Origin of the sequence: Edaphosphingomonas fennica, from assembly GCF_003034225.1 — a bacterium.
Lineage (GTDB): Bacteria > Pseudomonadota > Alphaproteobacteria > Sphingomonadales > Sphingomonadaceae > Sphingomonas_E > Sphingomonas_E fennica.
This window is the reverse complement of record NZ_PHHF01000023.1, coordinates 14,015-29,319: the sequence shown is the minus strand read 5'-3', so window position 1 is coordinate 29,319 and position 15,305 is coordinate 14,015. Positions and strand designations below refer to the sequence as shown.

Here is a 15,305-nt window from a genome sequence, read left to right as displayed (position 1 = left end):
ACACGCAGAAGAGGCGCGCCAAGAACCGAGCCCAAAGCGCCAGGAGAGCAAGACATGACCGAACGTTTCGTTGATACCCCTGCCGTCCAGGACCTGCTCGAAAAGCTGAGCGGCGGGGATCAGGCCACGGGCGATCCGCGCATCAAGGCCATCGTCCGCCGCATCGTCGGCGATCTTTTCGCCACCATCGACGAATTTTCCGTCAGCGATGACGAATTCTGGGCGGCGCTGAACTTCGCGATCGCCGGCGCGCCGGAATTCGGGCTGTGGGCGGCGGGCCTCGGGCTGGAACGCTATCTCGATCTCCGCGCCGACGCCGCCGATGCCGCCACCGGCGGCACGCCCCGCACGATCGAAGGCCCGCTCTATGTGGCGGGCGCCCCGGAATCGACCGGCTTCGCCCGCATGGACGACGGCAGCGAGGACGACAAGGCCGAGGTGCTGATCCTCCACGGCCAGGTCCGCGACGTGAACGGCCGGCCGCTCGTCGGCGCGAAGGTGGAAATCTGGCACGCCAACACGCTCGGCAACTACAGCTATTTCGACAAGAGCCAGAGCGACTACAACCTCCGCCGCACCGTCATCACCGATGCCGAGGGCCGCTATGCGGTGCGCTCGATCGTGCCGGTCGGCTATGCCTGCCCCGCCGGCGGATCGACCGAGGCGATCCTGAGCGCCATCGGCCGCCACGGCAACCGGCCGGCCCATATCCACTTCTTCGTCTCGTCCGATCACCATCGCCACCTGACGACGCAGATCAACATCGACGGCGATCCCTATCTGCACGACGACTTCGCCTATGCGACCCGCGACGAGCTCATCCCGCCGGTCCACCGCGCGACCAGCAGCAACCTCGGCGCGAAATACGGCGTCGAAGGCCCCTTTGCCGAGATCGAGTTCGATTTCGAACTGCACGCCGCCACGGCCACCGGGGAAGAGGACGCCTCTACCCGCGCCCGCGCGCTGGCGGCCTGAACCGGGAGCAGGGACGATGGCTGCCGATATCATTGGCCGCATCAACAGCGCGGTCGTCGACGACAAGGAAAACGGCGTCTTCCGCTGCCGCCGCGACATCTTCACCGACGAAGCCCTGTTCGATCTGGAGATGAAGCACATCTTCGAGGGGAATTGGGTGTATCTGGCGCATGAAGCCAGATCCCCGAGCCCAACGATTATTTCACGACCTGGATCGGCCGTAAGCCCGTCGTCATCACGCGGGACAAGGGCGGCGATCTCAACGCCTTCATCAACGCCTGCGCGCATCGCGGCGCGATGCTGTGCCGGCGCAAGCATGGCAACAAGGGCAGCTTCACCTGCCCCTTCCATGGCTGGACGTTCAGCAACGCCGGCAAGCTGCTGAAGGTGAAGGACGGCAAGACCGGCGAATATCCGCCGTCGTTCAACCGCGATGGCTCGCACGATCTCACGCCCGTCGCCCGCTTCGCCAATTATCGCGGCTTCCTGTTCGGCAGCCTCAACGCCGATGTCGCCCGGCTGGAGGAATTTCTGGGCGGCGCGCGCGCGGTGGTCGACCAGATCGTCGATCAGGCGCCCGATGGGCTGGAGGTGCTGCGCGGCAACTCCTCCTACATCTACGACGCCAACTGGAAGCTCCAGATCGAAAACGGGGCGGACGGCTATCACGTCTCCTCGGTTCACTGGAACTATTCGGCCACCATGGGCCGCCGCAATTACGAGGCCGAAGGCACCCGCACCGTCGACGCCAACGGCTGGTCGAAGAGCGTGGGCGGCGTCTACGCCTTCGAGAACGGCCACATCCTGCTCTGGACGGAGCTCCTCAATCCCGAGGTCCGCCCCGTCCATGCGCATCGCGCGGAGCTGGAGGCACGGCTGGGCAAGGATCGCGCCGATCACATCATCGGCCAGACCCGCAATCTCTGCGTCTATCCGAACGTCTATCTGATGGATCAATTCTCCACCCAGATCCGCGTCGTCCGCCCGCTCGGCGTCGACCAGACGGAAGTGACCATCTACTGCTTCGCGCCCAAGGGCGAGAGCGCCGCCGATCGCACGCTGCGCATCCGGCAATATGAGGATTTCTTCAACGTCAGCGGCATGGGCACGCCGGACGATCTCGAGGAATTCCGCGCCTGCCAGACCGGCTATGCCGGCGCGGCGACCCAGTGGAACGATCTGAGCCGCGGCGCGATGCGCTGGATCGACGGCCCGGACGACAATGCCCGCGCCGTGGGCCTCGCCCCGCTGCTCAGCGGCGAACGCAGCGAGGATGAGGGCCTGTTCGTCCGCCAGCATGAATATTGGGCGGAAGCGCTGACGACCGCGATCGCGCGCGAGGAAGGGCGGGAACCCGCCCGCGCGCCGGAAGGAGCCGCTGCATGAGCGCCACCCTCGAAACGATCACGGCCTTCCTCCATCGCGAGGCGCGCCTGCTCGACGATCGCGAATGGGACGAATGGCTGACCTGCTATTCGCCCACGGCCAGCTTCTGGATGCCCGCCTGGGACGATGACGACCAGCTGGTCGACGATCCCCAGAGCCAGGTGTCGCTGATCTATTACTGCAACCGCGACGGGCTGGAGGATCGCGTCTTCCGCATCAAGACGGAACGGTCCGGCGCCAGCACGCCGGAACCGCGCACCTGCCACTTCATCGCCAATGTCGAGATCGTGGACGAACGCGACGGCGAGGTGGACGTGCGCTTCAACTGGCACACGCTCAGCCACCGCTACAAGGAAACCAGCAGCTTCTTCGGCACCTCCTTCTACACCGTCGACACCCGCGGCGATCGGCCGCTGATCACCGCCAAGAAGGTCGTGCTCAAGAACGACTACATTCACCAGGTCATCGACATCTACCACATCTGAAGATGACCTGACGGAGAGAGATCATGACGTTCCGCATCGCCCTCAACTTCGAAGACGGCGCCACGCGCTTCATCGACTGCAATGCCGGCGAAAAGGTGCTGGATGCCGCCTATCGCAACAAGATCAACCTGCCGATGGACTGTTCGGACGGCGTGTGCGGCACCTGCAAGTGCCGCGCCGAACAGGGCGATTATGATCTGGGCGACGATTATATCGACGATGCGCTCACCGCCGAGGAGGCGGAGGAAGGCCTGGTCCTCACCTGCCAGATGGTGCCTTCGTCGGATTGCGTGATCGCCGTGCCGGTGCCGTCGTCCGCCTGCAAGGTCAAGCCGGCGGATATCGCGGTGGAACTGGTCGCGATCGAACGGCTTTCGCCCCACCGGGTGCGCGTGTCGATCAAGGCGACGGATGCCGGCCTGCCCGCCTTCCTGCCCGGCCAATATGTGAACTTCGCCGTTCCCGGCAGCGGCGGGGCGCAGCGCTCCTATTCGTTCAGCTCCGCCCCCGGCGCGGAGGTCGCGACCTTCCTCATCCGCAACATCCAAGGCGGCAGGATGGGGGATTATCTGGGCAAGCGCGCCGCGACCGGCGACCGGCTGATCCTCAACGGCCCGCTTGGCAGTTTCTATCTGCGCGAACCCAGGCGGCCGATGCTGATGCTGGCCGGCGGCACCGGCATCGCGCCGATCCTGTCGATGCTGGAGGATCTTGCCGCGAAGGGCGCCAACGGCCACGCCGTGCGGCTGCTCTACGGCGCGCACGACGCCGCCGATCTTGTCGAGATGGAACGGATCGAGGCGCTGGCCGCCCGCATCCCCGGCTTCACCTTCGCCACCACCTGCTCGGGCGCCGGCAGCGATCACCCGCTCACCGGCCACGTCACCGATCATTTCGGCGCGGCGGACCTGAACGGCGGCGATGCCGACATCTATCTCTGCGGTCCGCCGGAAATGGTGGAGGCCGTGCGCGCCCATGTCGCGTCGTGCGGCGTCACCGTCGCCAACCTCTATTATGAGAAGTTCGTCCCCGCGCAGGCCGAGGCGCTGGCGGCATGACCTTCCGGGGGCGCTTCGCGGGCAAGGTGATGGTCGTCACCGGAGCGGCCCAGGGCATCGGCGCGGAAGTCGCGATCCGCGCGGCCGCCGAAGGCGCGCGGCCCGTGCTGGTCGATCGCGCCGAACTGGTCGACGAGGTGGCGCGCACGATCCTCGCCAGCGGCGGCGAAGCGCTTGCGGTCCGTGCGGACCTCGAGACGTTCGACGGCGCCGCCACCGCCATGGCGGCCGCCGTCGAACGCTTCGGCCGGATCGACATCCTCGTCAACAATGTCGGCGGGGCCATCCGCATGCGCCCCTTCGCCGCCTTCGAGCCGGAACAGATCGAGGCGGAGATCCGGCGTTCGCTGATGCCGACGCTCTGGTGCTGCCGTGCCGCGCTGCCGGCGATGCTGGAAGCCGGGCGCGGCACGATCGTCAACGTTTCGTCCAATGCCACGCGCGGCATCCACCGCGTGCCCTATTCGGCGGCCAAGGGCGGCATCAACGCCGTCACCCAGAGCCTGGCGATGGAATATGCCGATCGCGGCATCCGCGTCGTCGCCACCGCCCCCGGCGGCACGCAGGCCCCGCCCCGCCGCATCCCCCGCAACGCCGAAGGCGATACGCCCGAAGAGCAGGCCTGGATGGCCGATGTCGTCCGGCAGGTGACGGAATCCGCTTTCCTCAAGCGCTATGCCACGCTGGCCGAACAGGTGGCGCCCATCCTTTTCCTCGCGTCCGACGAAGCATCGTACATTACCGGCAGCACCCTGCCCGTGGCCGGCGGCGACCTCGGCTAGGCGGACGAGCCCGATCGATCCGAAGGAGAGAAATCCATGCCCGACAAAATCTATCCGTCACCCCGGGCGGCCCTGGAAGGCGTGCTGTTCGACGGGATGACGATCATGTCCGGCGGCTTCGGGCTTTCCGGCAATCCCGAAAGCCTGATCCCGGAAATCCGCGCCAGCGGCGTGAAGGATCTGACGGTCGTCTCCAACAATGCGGGCGCCGACGGCTTCGGCCTGTGGATGCTGCTGGAAAGCCGCCAGATCGGCAAGATGATCTCATCCTATGTCGGCGAGAACAAGCTGTTCGAAAGCCAGTATCTGTCGGGCGAGCTGAAGCTGGAACTGAACCCGCAGGGCACGCTGGCCGAACGCATCCGCGCGGGCGGCGCGGGCATCCCGGCCTTCTACACCAAGACCGGCGTCGGCACCGTGGTGGCGGAAGGCAAGCCCACGGAAATGTTCGAGGGCGAGGAATATGTCCGCGAAACCTGGCTGCGCGCGGATCTTTCCATCATCAAGGCCTGGCGCGCGGACCCCGCCGGCAACCTGATGTTCCGCAAGACGGCGCGCAACTTCAACCCCAACATGGCCACCGCCGGCAGGATCACGGTGGTGGAGGTGGAGGAGATCGTGCCCGCCGGCACCTTCGACCCGGACTGCATCCACACACCCGGCATCTATGTCGACCGCATCGTCCTTTCGACGATCAACGAAAAGCGGGTCGAGAAGCTGACGACACGGCCGCGCGCGCGCCTTGAAGAGAACGCCTGATGGCCGGCTGGACCCGCGACGATATGGCCGCGCGCGCCGCGAAGGAGCTGCGCAACGGCTATTATGTGAACCTCGGCATCGGCATTCCGACGCTGGTGGCCAATCATGTGCCGGCCGGCGTGGAGGTGACGCTCCAGTCCGAAAACGGCATGCTCGGCATCGGCCCCTTTCCCTATGAGGGCAAGGCGGACCCGGACCTGATCAACGCCGGCAAGCAGACGATCACAGCACTTCCCACCTCCAGCTTCTTCTCCTCGGCGGACAGCTTCGCGATGATCCGGGGCGGCCATATCGACATGGCGATCCTCGGCGCGATGGAAGTCGCCACCAATGGCGATCTCGCCAACTGGACGATCCCGGGGAAGATGGTGAAGGGCATGGGCGGCGCCATGGATCTGGTGGCCGGCGTGAAGCGCGTCGTCGTCGTCATGGATCATGTGTCCAGGAACGGCAGCCCCAAGATCCTGGACCGCTGCTCGCTGCCGCTGACGGGCAGGGCGGTGGTGGACCTGATCGTCACCGATCTCGCCGTCATCGCCGTCGATCGGAAGGCCGGCGGCCTCACCCTCCTGGAAACCGCGCCCGGCGTCGGCGTCGAGGAAATCGTGGCGAAGACCGGCGCGCCGATCCGCGTGGAGGCGCTAGCGGCATGACCGAAGCCTTCATCTGCGATGCCGTCCGCACGCCGATCGGCCGCTATGGCGGCGCGCTGGCAGCCGTCCGGGCCGACGATCTCGCCGCCATCCCGATCCGCGCTCATCGAACGCACCGGCATCGATCCGGCGGCGATCGACGACGTGATCCTCGGCGCCGCCAATCAGGCGGGCGAGGATAATCGCAACGTCGCCCGCATGGCCGCCCTGCTCGCCGGCCTGCCGGAAAGCGTCGGCGGATCGACCGTCAACCGGCTCTGCGCCTCCGGCCTCGATGCGATCGGCACGGCCGCCCGCGCGATCCGTTCGGGCGATGCCGATCTGATGATCGCGGGCGGCGCCGAAAGCATGAGCCGCGCGCCCTTCGTCATGCCCAAGGCGGAAAGCGCCTTTTCGCGCAGCAACGCGATCCATGACACCACGATCGGCTGGCGCTTCGTCAATCCGAAAATGAAGGCCGCCTATGGCGTCGATTCCATGCCGGAAACGGGCGAGAATGTCGCGACCGACCATGCCGTGTCGCGCGCGGATCAGGATGCCTTCGCATTGCGCAGCCAGCAGCGGGCGGCGGCCGCCCAGGCGCGCGGCTGGTTCGCGGAGGAAATCGTCCCCGTCATAATCGCCGATCGCAAGGGCCGCGAAACCATCGTCGATACGGACGAGCATCCCCGCCCGGAAACCACCGCCGATGGTCTGGCGAGGCTGAAACCCATCGTCCGACCCGACGGCACGGTGACGGCCGGCAACGCCTCCGGCGTCAATGACGGGGCGGCGGCGATGATCCTCGCCAATCGGGCGGCGGCGCAGCGCCACGGCCTCAAGCCCCGTGCCCGCATCCTCGGCATGGCGAGCGCCGGCGTCGCGCCGCGCGTGATGGGCATCGGCCCGGTGCCCGCCACCCGGAAGCTGCTCGCGCGGCTGGGCCTAGCGATCGACGATCTCGACGCGATCGAACTCAACGAAGCCTTCGCCAGCCAGGGTCTTGCCGTGCTGCGCGGCCTCGGCATCGCCGATGACGATGCCCGCGTGAATCCCAATGGCGGGGCGATCGCGCTCGGCCATCCGCTCGGCATGTCGGGCGCGCGCATCCTGCAGGCGCTGGTTCACCAGCTCGAAGCCACCGGCGGCCGCTACGGCCTTGCCACCCTGTGCATCGGCGTCGGCCAGGGCCTGGCCCTCGCCGTGGAAAGGATCTGATGGAAAAATCCTTCTTCATCGCCGGCGACGGCTGCCGCATCGCCTATCGCCTCGATGGCCCGGCGGAGGCGCCGGTGCTGCTGCTCTCCAACTCGCTCGGCACCGATATGGGCATGTGGGCGCCGCAGATGGATGCGTGGACACGGGATTTCCGCGTGCTGCGCTATGACAGCCGCGGCCACGGCGCCTCGGCCTGCCCCGCCGGCGCTTATTCCATCGATCGGCTCGGCCGGGATGCGGTGGAGCTGCTCGATGCGCTCGGCCTTGCCGCCGTTCATTTCTGCGGATTGTCCAAGGGCGGCATGGTCGGCCAATGGCTTGCCCACCGCGCGCCCGAACGACTGCGCGGCCTCGTCCTCGCCAACACCTCGGCTTATATGGGGCCGCCTTCGGGCTGGCAGGCGCGGATCGAAGGCGTGCTGGCCGATGGCATGGCGCCGCTTGCCGATGCCTCGCTGGGCCGCTGGTTCACGCCGGGCTTTCCAGCCACCAATCCCGGTGCCGTGGCCCCGATCCGCGCCATGCTGCTGGCCAATGATCCGGCGGGCTATGCCGGCTGCTGCGCCGCCATCCGCGACATGGACCAGCGGCCGACGGCCGGCCTCAACCATAGCCGCACCCTGATCATCGCGGGAAGCGAGGACCCGTCCACCACGATCGCGGACGCCGAATTCCTGCTGAACCGGGCCCGCGACGCCCGCCTTCACATCCTGCCCGCCGCCCACCTTTCCAACGTGGAATGTCCGGCCGATTTCGCGGCGGCCGTCGCCGGCTTCCTGGCCTAGCCGGCGTCGGCCTCGTCCGGCCTCAGCCGGATGAGGCCACGGCGATAACCGCATCGGCAAAGGCACGCGGCGCTTCCTGCGGCAGATTGTGGCCGATGCCGCCCGTGATCAGCCGGTGCGCATAGCGCCCCGAAAATTTGCGGGCATAGGCCGATGGTTCGGGATGAGGCGCGCCGTTGGCATCCCCTTCCATCGTGATCGTCGGCACGGTGATGACGGGCGCGTCCGCCAGCCGCGCCTCCAGCGCATCATATTGCGGCTGCCCGGCGGCAAGGCCCAGGCGCCAGCGATAATTGTGGATCACAATCGCGACATGATCGGGGTTGTCGAACGCCTGTGCCGATCGATCGAAGGTGGCATCGTCGAACTTCCATTCCGGTGAGGCCGTCTGCCAGATCAGCCGTGCGAAATCGCGGCGGTTGCGTTCATATCCGATGCGGCCGCGTTCGGTGGCGAAGTAGAATTGATACCACCAGGCCAGTTCCGCCCTGGGCGGGAGCGGCGCCTGATTGGCCTGCTGGCTGCCGATCAGGTAGCCGCTGACCGACACCATCGCCTCGCAGCGTTCCGGCCAGAGCGCGGCAACGATATTCGCCGTCCGCGCCCCCCAGTCGCAACCGCCCAGGATCGCCTTGGGAATGCGAAGCGCATCCATCAGCGCGATCACATCCTTCGCCAGCACCGATTGCTGCGCGTTGCGCGGGGCTGCGTCCGAAAGGAAACGCGTGCCCCCGAAACCGCGCAGATAGGGGACGATCACCCGATAACCGGCCGCGGCGAGCAGGGGTGCGGCATCGGCATAGCTGTGAATGTCATAGGGCCAGCCGTGGAGCAGGATGACCGGGCGGCCGGAGGCCGGGCCGGTTTCGACATAAGCGATGGAAAGTTCGCCAGCGGCAACCTGCCGGAGCGGGCCGAAGCTGGCGGCCGGCCCGGCCGCCGCGGCCGCCGGCCGGGTCAGGCCGAAAGCCATGGCCGCCGGAGCGATCGCCGCGAGCCCGAGGAAGTGGCGGCGGCGCGGATCAACGGGTGCGGCGGTCATCAGCGATCTCCCTCGGATTCAACCAGCGATTGCAGGTGTCCCGCAATGGCAGCTGATGCCCCGCCGACCACCGCCGCGCCTGCCAGCAGGGTGAAGCTCGCAACCTCGGGCGGCAAGCCCGAATAGAAGAAGCTGGTGAGACCGAGGAAATAGGCCAGCGGATTGTTGACCGGGGCGAAGGTCCGCAAGCTCATCACCAGCAGGACGACGCCCACCACGGCAACCGGCGTGGCGGCCGTTCCCAACGCCGGCGCCAGCCAGGCGATGACTATCGCGGTGCCGATGCCGAAGACCAGGCCGATCAGGAAGGAAAGCAGGTTGCCGGCACTTTCCCGCAAGCCCTGCCCGCCTACGCTGTAGGCGATCCAGCCAAGGAACATGGCCGGCGCCGGCAGGTGCATCGCAAGCGTGCCGAAGGTGGCCAGGCCCGCGACGATGGCGGTCGTGGCCGTCACGGCATGGAAGCGCGGCTGGGCGGCAAAGACAAGCGCGGGCGGGGCCGGCGTCGCTATGGCGTCGGAATATATGCTCATGGCAAGCTCCATCGATTTTGGGAACCGGGGCACGGATCGGGGCTTCAGAGCGATGAAGAACCCCGATCCGTGCCGGAGGATTCAGAGGATATTGGTCGCAACGTCGATGTTGCCGTGGACCGCCTTCGAATAAGGGCAGATCCCGTGCGCGGCATCGGCAAGCTCGCGCGCCACGGCGCGGTCGATGCCCGGCAAGCTCACGTCGAGCCGGGCGCGCAGGAAGAAGCCGCCGCCGTTGCGGGCCAGCTCGATCTGGGCATCCACCGCCAGGTCGGCCGGCAGCGCGATCTTCCGTTCGGCGGCGGCAAGCCCGATCGCCCCGATATAGCAGGCCGACCAGGCGGCCCCGAAGAGCTGCTCGGCCGCCGGATGCGGTTCGGGCAGCCGGATGTCCAGAAAGCCGTCGCTGCTGCGGGCGATACCGTCATGGCCGCCGCTAGTGTGGGTGCGGCCGGTGAAAAGCACCTTCTCAATCATGATCCACGTCCTTCGATTTGAATGATCGGTTCCGATTAGATCGGATACGATTGAAATGAACCTGCCCGTCAAACATGTCAACCCTTCCGATTTCATCGGATGCGATATATATGAGCCTGACAGGCAACAAACCCGCTGGATCCCATCATGAACAAGAAATCGGCTGCCCCCGCCAATCAGCCAAAACTGGCTGATTTCCTTTGCTTTTCCATATATTCGGCCAACCTCGCTTATGGCCGTGCATACAAACCGATACTGGAGGAGCTGGGCGTCACCTACACCCAGTGGATCATCATCGTCGCCCTGTGGGAGGAGGACGAACAGACCGTCAAAAGCCTTGGCGAGAAGCTGTTCCTCGAATCGAACACCCTCACGCCGATCCTCAAGAAGCTGGAGGAGCTGGGCTATGTGCGCCGGCAGCGCGATCCCGCCGACGAGCGGCAGGTCGTCATCAGCCTTACCGATGCCGGCCGCGCCCTGCGGGAAAAAGGCGCCCAGCGCACGCTGGTCGCGGCATCAGGCCTGGAAGCGGAGGAATTCAGCCAGGTGCAGAAGGCCGTCGCGCGGCTCCGGGACAATCTGCTCGAACATGCGCGCAAGAACGGCTGAAGCGCGATCTCAGAGAATTTCGAAGATGTTGTAGATCGGGCCATGGGCCAGCCGATGGCCCACCCCGATCGTGACGATGCGGTTGAGCCATTCATAGCGCGGCGCGGATGTCGCGAAGACGGGCGCGATCCGGAAATAATAGGTCGTCGGGTCGATATCCTCGCCCCGGCCAAGCCGCGCCATCACCTCGGCCGGGCCATGGCGGATGCCGGTATAGCTCATCGCGATCGAGGCGCCGTCATCGGTGCGCAGCACGACGCGGGCATCCAGCAGGACGGCGCCGTCGCTGCGCAGCGTCTGCCAATCCGTCCCGCCGGGAAGCACCGTGCCGGACAGTCGCTCGCCCCGGAAGTCGCCCCCGGAAATGTCGCCGATGCGGCGCTCCGCGCCGGCCGGGCCGCCGGGCGCATGGACCGTCGGAACCGTGACCGTCATCGCGAAGAGCGGCCGCAGACCGACGTCCCGCAGCGCGGCCGGAAGCTCATCGGGAATTGCCATCGCTACCTCCCCTGTCGGCCGATGCTCGCACATCGGCGGGGCCGGCGCGCAGCATGCCGCACGCTTCCGCCGCCATCTACCCGAAATCGGCCACGTCCGCCGGGTGCATCGCCATGAAGCGGGCCGGGTCGATCGCGCGTGCGGCGAGGCCGGCGGCCAGGCGGAGCGCCGGATCGTCGCGAGGCTCGTCGGTCAGCTTGAACGTGCCCCAGTGCATGCCGAGGGCGGCACGGGCATCGAGATCGAGCATGATCTGGATCGCTTCCTCGGGGTCGCAATGCTGCGCTGCCATGAACCAGCGCGGATCATAGGCGCCGATGGGAAGCAGGGCGAGATCGACCGGGCCGAAGCGCTCGCGCAGCGCCCGGAAGATGTTGCCGGTGCCGTAGCCGGTGTCGCCCGCGAAATAGATCAGCCGGCCCGCCGCGCGCAGCATGAAGCCGCCCCAGAGCGCCATGCGGCGATCGCTAAGGCCGCGGGACGACCAGTGCAGCGCCGGCACGACATGCGCCTCGGCATCGCCGATCGCGACACGGTCGCCCCAGTCGCCGGCCCAGATGCGGGCATCGGGGATATGGCGGAGGACGATGCTGTCATTGCCCAGCGGCGTGGCGATCAGCGGGGTGTGCCGGGCGTGGAGAGTCCGCAGGGTCGCGATGTCGAGATGATCATAATGGTTGTGCGACAACAGGATGGCATCGATCGGCGGCAGGGAATCCAGGGCCACGCCGGGCGCCGTCGCGCGGCGGGGGCCGGCGAAGGACAAGGGGCTGGCGCGATCCGACCAGACCGGATCGGTGAGGATGTTGAGCCCGCCGGCCTGGATCAGCAGCGTCGCGTGGCCCACCATGGTGACGCGCAGCCCCGCCACCCGCGCATCGGGAATGACGGGCGCCACCGGGACCGACTTCGGCCATGACGTGCGCGGCGCGGTGCGGCGCCAGCGGAGGAGATCGCCGAGCGAGCGGTCCGTCTCCGGCTCGCCCGCGGGGTTCAGGAAACGGGTGCCGTCATAATGATCGGTAACGGGGCCGTCATGATAGCGATTGCGCCCGGACATTCAGGAACGGCCTTGGGCGGCGATGCGGGCGACATCCGCGGAGGTGACGATATGGGTGCCGTCCCCGCCCGAAATCGCCGCCTCGAGGAGCAGCGCGGCGACGGTGGCGGCGGGGCTGATCCGCGCGGCGGGCGGCAGGATCGGCCCCGCGACCCGCAGGACCGTATCCATGAACCGTTCCATCGGGCGATGCTCGCCCCGGTCGCCGCCGAGCAGGCCCGGACGGAGGATGGTGAGCGAGGGGAAAGCCAGCCGGCGGACGGCATCCTCCACCTCCCCCTTCGTGCGGGTATAGAGGAAGCGCGACCGGGCATCCGCGCCCATCGAGGATGTCAGGGCGAAGCGCCGGGCGCCGGCCTTGCGGACCCGCGCGGCCACCGCCAGGACATAATCATGATCGACGGCGCGGAAGCCGGCAGCCGATCCGGCCTTGGCCCGCGTGGTGCCCAGCGCGCAGACGGCGCCGTCCACCGCCCACCATGGCGCATCGGCGGGAAGGCTGGCGCCATCCCCGATCGGGTTCAGCAGCCTGGGGTGCGGGGGCAGCGGCCGGCGGGTCGGGGCCACCACCTGCGTGACGCGATCGTCCGCCAGCGCAAGGGCGAGGACGCCGCCGCCGACGAGGCCGGTGGCGCCCGCAAGGAATATTCTGGTCATCCCATTGGATCTAGGATGAAGCCGCCGGGAATTTAAGGGGTCCGCGACACCCGGCCGCCGCGGGCAAGCACCCAAGCCGCGCCGCCCGAAACATTTTGCCCCGAAACGTTTTGCCTCCTCGGATGTTGGAGGGAAGCGCGCCAGTTCGCCGCCGATCGTTCCCCTTCATGGAGACGCCCCGATGACCGAGGAAGCCGCCAAAGCCAGCCCATTCCAGATCGAGGCGGACGCCACGGCCGGCTATTGGCGCAAGCGGGCCGATACCACCCTGCCGCCCCCCGACATGATGGGCGCCTATCTGCGCAACCGCCCGGTGCCGCGCGAGCCGGTGGAAGGGCGCAAGGCGTGGATCATCGGCAGCGGCATCGCCGGGCTCGCCGCCGCCTTCTACCTGATCCGCGACGGCGGCATGGCCGGCGAGGACATCACCATCCTGGATACGATGCGGATCGAGGGCGGATCGCTGGACGGCGCCGGCAACCCGGAGGAGGGATATATCGTCCGCGGCGGCCGCGAGATGAATTGGAACTACGACAATCTGTGGGACATGTTCCAGGACGTCCAGGCGCTGGAGCTGCCCGAGGGCTACAGCGTGCTGGACGAATATCGCCTCGTCAACGACGCCGACCCCAATTATTCCAAGTCCCGCCTCATGCACAAATGCGGGCAGATCCGCGATTTCTCCACGCTGGGCCTTTCCCGATCCCAGCAATGGGAGCTGATCCGCCTGATGCTGAAGCGCAAGGAGGATCTCGACGACGTCACCATCGAGCAATATTTCAGCCCCGGCTTCTTCGAGACCAATTTCTGGTTCCTCTGGCGATCGATGTTCGCGTTCGAGAACTGGCAGAGCCTGCTCGAAATGAAGCTCTACATGCACCGCTTCCTCGATGCGATCGACGGGCTGACCGACATGTCGGCGCTGGTCTTCCCCAAATATAACCAGTTCGACACCTTCGTCCGCCCGCTCGTCACCCATTTGCAGGAACGCGGCGTGAAGGTGCGGTTCGATACGCGCGGCTATGATCTCGACATGGCGGTGGCGGGCGATGCGCGCACCGTCACCGCGATCAAGATCAAGGAAGGCGGCAAGGACGCGGCCATTCCCGTCGGCCCGAAGGACCTGGTGTTCGCGATCACCGGATCGATGACCGAGGGCACGGCTTATGGCGACATGGACACCGCCCCCGTGCTCGAACGCGGCCGGCACGATCCCGGCGACGAGAGCGACTGGGCGCTGTGGAAGAACCTTGCGAAGAAATCGCCCGTCTTCGGGAAGCCGGAGAAATTCTACGGCGATATCGATCGGTCGATGTGGGAATCGGTCACGCTCACCTGCTGGCCCTCCCCCTTCGTCGACAAGCTGAAGGAGCTTTCCGTCAACGATCCCTATTCGGGCAAGACGGTGACGGGCGGCGTCATCACCTTCACCGATTCCAACTGGGTGCTGAGCTTCACCTGCAACCGCCAGCCCCATTTTCCCACCCAGCCCAAGGATGTGCTGGTGGTCTGGGTCTATGCGCTGCTGATGGACAAGGAAGGCAACCACGTCAAAAAGCCGATGCCCGCCTGCACCGGCCGCGAGATCCTGGCCGAATTGTGCCATCATCTCGGCATCGGGGAGCATCTGGACGCGGTGGTGGCGAACACCAAGGCGCGGCTCGCGCTGATGCCCTACATCACCGCCCAGTTCATGCCCCGCGCCGCGGGCGACCGGCCGCACGTGGTGCCGGCGGGCTGCACCAATCTCGGCCTGATGGGCCAGTTCGTCGAGACGTCGAACGACATCATCTTCACCATGGACAGCTCGATCCGCACCGCGCGCATCGCCGTCTACACCCTGCTCGGCCTGCCCAAGCAGGTGCCGGATATCAGCCCGACCCAATATGACATCCGTTCCCTGCTGAAGGCCGCGCGGGCGCTCAACAACAACGAGCCCTTCCCGGGCGAGCGCCTGCTCCACCGGCTGCTGGGCAAGACCTATTACGCCCACATCCTGCCGCCGCTGCCCGAACCCGAGGCCAGCCAGCGCAAGGCGGCGGAGGAGGAGCTGAACGGCTTGCTCGGCAAGGGCAACCAGGCGCTCGGCACCCTGATCGGCTGGCTGGAGAGGGTGCGCGAAAACCTTGCGGCGCGGGGGCGGTAGCTCGGGCCTCGAACAGCCCAGCCGCGCGCCGATGCCGGCGCCGATATAAGGGACGGGACGATCCACCTCCTTCGCCTGTGCCCTCCCTTGAAAGAAGGATGACGGCCCGGGCTGGGCGGATCGCTTGATCCCGATTCCGTCGGCTGCGCCGCATCGAGGCCCGACCTCCTTTCACCCAAAAATTCAGGGCATTGATAGATTTT

At 67.0% G+C, this 15,305-nt stretch carries 15 protein-coding genes and 2 pseudogenes; 11 read left to right on the top strand and 6 right to left on the bottom strand.

Annotated features, from left to right (window positions below):
- Positions 1-54 precede the first annotated feature (54 nt).
- The 9 genes and pseudogenes from catA (at position 55) to pcaD (ending at position 8,080) form a co-directional block, all read left to right on the top strand.
- Complete coding sequence (gene catA / locus CV103_RS05370; protein ID WP_107394210.1) at positions 55-975, top strand: catechol 1,2-dioxygenase; 921 nt, start codon at positions 55-57, stop codon at positions 973-975.
- A 16-nt stretch (positions 976-991) separates the two neighbouring features.
- Positions 992-2,361: pseudogene (locus CV103_RS05365) on the top strand (Rieske 2Fe-2S domain-containing protein).
- Positions 2,358-2,846 carry a benzoate 1,2-dioxygenase small subunit gene (gene benB, locus CV103_RS05360; protein ID WP_070933002.1) on the top strand — a complete coding sequence of 163 codons (489 nt, stop codon included), beginning with the start codon at positions 2,358-2,360 and terminating at the stop codon, positions 2,844-2,846. The pseudogene CV103_RS05365 and the gene benB overlap by 4 nt, the downstream one beginning before the upstream one ends.
- Positions 2,847-2,869: 23 nt before the next feature.
- Positions 2,870-3,904: a benzoate 1,2-dioxygenase electron transfer component BenC gene (gene benC, locus CV103_RS05355; RefSeq protein ID WP_107394209.1), complete on the top strand. Its 1,035-nt coding sequence runs from the start codon at positions 2,870-2,872 to the stop codon at positions 3,902-3,904.
- On the top strand, positions 3,901-4,686 hold the full coding sequence (gene benD, locus CV103_RS05350) for a benzoate diol dehydrogenase BenD (RefSeq protein ID WP_107394208.1): 786 nt from the start codon (positions 3,901-3,903) through the stop codon (positions 4,684-4,686). The genes benC and benD overlap by 4 nt, the downstream gene beginning before the upstream one ends.
- Before the next feature lie 36 nt (positions 4,687-4,722).
- The gene (locus tag CV103_RS05345; RefSeq protein WP_107394207.1) at positions 4,723-5,445 is read left to right on the top strand and encodes a CoA transferase subunit A; all 723 of its coding nucleotides are present in this window, start codon (positions 4,723-4,725) and stop codon (positions 5,443-5,445) included.
- Positions 5,445-6,098: a 3-oxoacid CoA-transferase subunit B gene (locus CV103_RS05340; RefSeq protein WP_107394206.1), complete on the top strand. Its 654-nt coding sequence runs from the start codon at positions 5,445-5,447 to the stop codon at positions 6,096-6,098. The genes CV103_RS05345 and CV103_RS05340 overlap by 1 nt, the downstream gene beginning before the upstream one ends.
- Positions 6,095-7,295 (top strand): annotated as a pseudogene (gene pcaF, locus CV103_RS05335) (3-oxoadipyl-CoA thiolase). The gene CV103_RS05340 and the pseudogene pcaF overlap by 4 nt, the downstream one beginning before the upstream one ends.
- A complete protein-coding gene (pcaD, locus tag CV103_RS05330; RefSeq protein WP_107394205.1) occupies positions 7,295-8,080 on the top strand; it encodes a 3-oxoadipate enol-lactonase in 786 nt (261 codons plus the stop codon). Before pcaF ends, pcaD begins: the two are co-directional and overlap by 1 nt.
- Positions 8,081-8,102: 22 nt before the next feature.
- Here pcaD and CV103_RS05325 read toward each other — a convergent pair whose 3' ends face one another.
- The 3 genes from CV103_RS05325 to CV103_RS05315 all read right to left on the bottom strand — a co-directional run bounded on the left by CV103_RS05325 (position 8,103) and on the right by CV103_RS05315 (position 10,132).
- Positions 8,103-9,122: an alpha/beta fold hydrolase gene (locus CV103_RS05325; RefSeq protein WP_107394204.1), complete on the bottom strand. Its 1,020-nt coding sequence runs from the start codon at positions 9,120-9,122 to the stop codon at positions 8,103-8,105.
- Entirely contained in the window at positions 9,122-9,655 is a 534-nt protein-coding gene (locus tag CV103_RS05320) for a DUF1097 domain-containing protein (protein WP_107394246.1), read from the bottom strand. Before CV103_RS05320 ends, CV103_RS05325 begins: the two co-directional genes overlap by 1 nt.
- A gap of 81 nt (positions 9,656-9,736) precedes the next feature.
- The gene (locus CV103_RS05315; RefSeq protein WP_015459696.1) at positions 9,737-10,132 is read right to left on the bottom strand and encodes an Ohr family peroxiredoxin; all 396 of its coding nucleotides are present in this window, start codon (positions 10,130-10,132) and stop codon (positions 9,737-9,739) included.
- Between the two features lie 147 nt (positions 10,133-10,279).
- Between CV103_RS05315 and CV103_RS05310 the strand changes: the two genes are divergently transcribed.
- The gene (locus CV103_RS05310) at positions 10,280-10,741 is read left to right on the top strand and encodes a MarR family winged helix-turn-helix transcriptional regulator (RefSeq protein ID WP_015459695.1); all 462 of its coding nucleotides are present in this window, start codon (positions 10,280-10,282) and stop codon (positions 10,739-10,741) included.
- A gap of 9 nt (positions 10,742-10,750) precedes the next feature.
- Here the strand turns inward: CV103_RS05310 and CV103_RS05305 are convergent, their stop codons facing one another.
- The 3 genes from CV103_RS05305 to CV103_RS05295 form a co-directional block, all read right to left on the bottom strand.
- Positions 10,751-11,239 (bottom strand): DUF3237 domain-containing protein, encoded by a 489-nt coding sequence (locus CV103_RS05305; protein ID WP_107394203.1) that lies wholly within the window; start codon positions 11,237-11,239, stop codon positions 10,751-10,753.
- 76 nt (positions 11,240-11,315) lie between these two features.
- Positions 11,316-12,299, bottom strand: coding sequence for an MBL fold metallo-hydrolase (locus CV103_RS05300; RefSeq protein ID WP_107394202.1), 984 nt, complete (start codon positions 12,297-12,299; stop codon positions 11,316-11,318).
- The gene (locus CV103_RS05295) at positions 12,300-12,956 is read right to left on the bottom strand and encodes a Rossmann-fold NAD(P)-binding domain-containing protein (RefSeq protein ID WP_107394201.1); all 657 of its coding nucleotides are present in this window, start codon (positions 12,954-12,956) and stop codon (positions 12,300-12,302) included. It abuts the gene before it with no gap.
- A gap of 181 nt (positions 12,957-13,137) precedes the next feature.
- On the opposite strand from CV103_RS05295, the gene CV103_RS05290 reads away from it, so the two are divergent.
- Entirely contained in the window at positions 13,138-15,102 is a 1,965-nt protein-coding gene (locus CV103_RS05290; RefSeq protein ID WP_107394200.1) for an oleate hydratase, read from the top strand.
- The last annotated feature ends 203 nt before the right edge of the window (positions 15,103-15,305 follow it).

Bases quoted from the DNA above. Each gene is read 5' to 3' on its own strand.
- catA (WP_107394210.1), top strand. From the start codon at position 55: ATGACCGAACGTTTCGTTGATACCCCTGCCGTCCAGGACCTGCTCGAA.
- benB (WP_070933002.1), top strand. From the start codon at position 2,358: ATGAGCGCCACCCTCGAAACGATCACGGCCTTCCTCCATCGCGAGGCG.
- benC (WP_107394209.1), top strand. From the start codon at position 2,870: ATGACGTTCCGCATCGCCCTCAACTTCGAAGACGGCGCCACGCGCTTC.
- benD (WP_107394208.1), top strand. From the start codon at position 3,901: ATGACCTTCCGGGGGCGCTTCGCGGGCAAGGTGATGGTCGTCACCGGA.
- CV103_RS05345 (WP_107394207.1), top strand. From the start codon at position 4,723: ATGCCCGACAAAATCTATCCGTCACCCCGGGCGGCCCTGGAAGGCGTG.
- CV103_RS05340 (WP_107394206.1), top strand. From the start codon at position 5,445: ATGGCCGGCTGGACCCGCGACGATATGGCCGCGCGCGCCGCGAAGGAG.
- pcaD (WP_107394205.1), top strand. From the start codon at position 7,295: ATGGAAAAATCCTTCTTCATCGCCGGCGACGGCTGCCGCATCGCCTAT.
- CV103_RS05325 (WP_107394204.1), bottom strand. From the start codon at position 9,122: ATGACCGCCGCACCCGTTGATCCGCGCCGCCGCCACTTCCTCGGGCTC.
- CV103_RS05320 (WP_107394246.1), bottom strand. From the start codon at position 9,655: ATGAGCATATATTCCGACGCCATAGCGACGCCGGCCCCGCCCGCGCTT.
- CV103_RS05315 (WP_015459696.1), bottom strand. From the start codon at position 10,132: ATGATTGAGAAGGTGCTTTTCACCGGCCGCACCCACACTAGCGGCGGC.
- CV103_RS05310 (WP_015459695.1), top strand. From the start codon at position 10,280: ATGAACAAGAAATCGGCTGCCCCCGCCAATCAGCCAAAACTGGCTGAT.
- CV103_RS05305 (WP_107394203.1), bottom strand. From the start codon at position 11,239: ATGGCAATTCCCGATGAGCTTCCGGCCGCGCTGCGGGACGTCGGTCTG.
- CV103_RS05300 (WP_107394202.1), bottom strand. From the start codon at position 12,299: ATGTCCGGGCGCAATCGCTATCATGACGGCCCCGTTACCGATCATTAT.
- CV103_RS05295 (WP_107394201.1), bottom strand. From the start codon at position 12,956: ATGACCAGAATATTCCTTGCGGGCGCCACCGGCCTCGTCGGCGGCGGC.
- CV103_RS05290 (WP_107394200.1), top strand. From the start codon at position 13,138: ATGACCGAGGAAGCCGCCAAAGCCAGCCCATTCCAGATCGAGGCGGAC.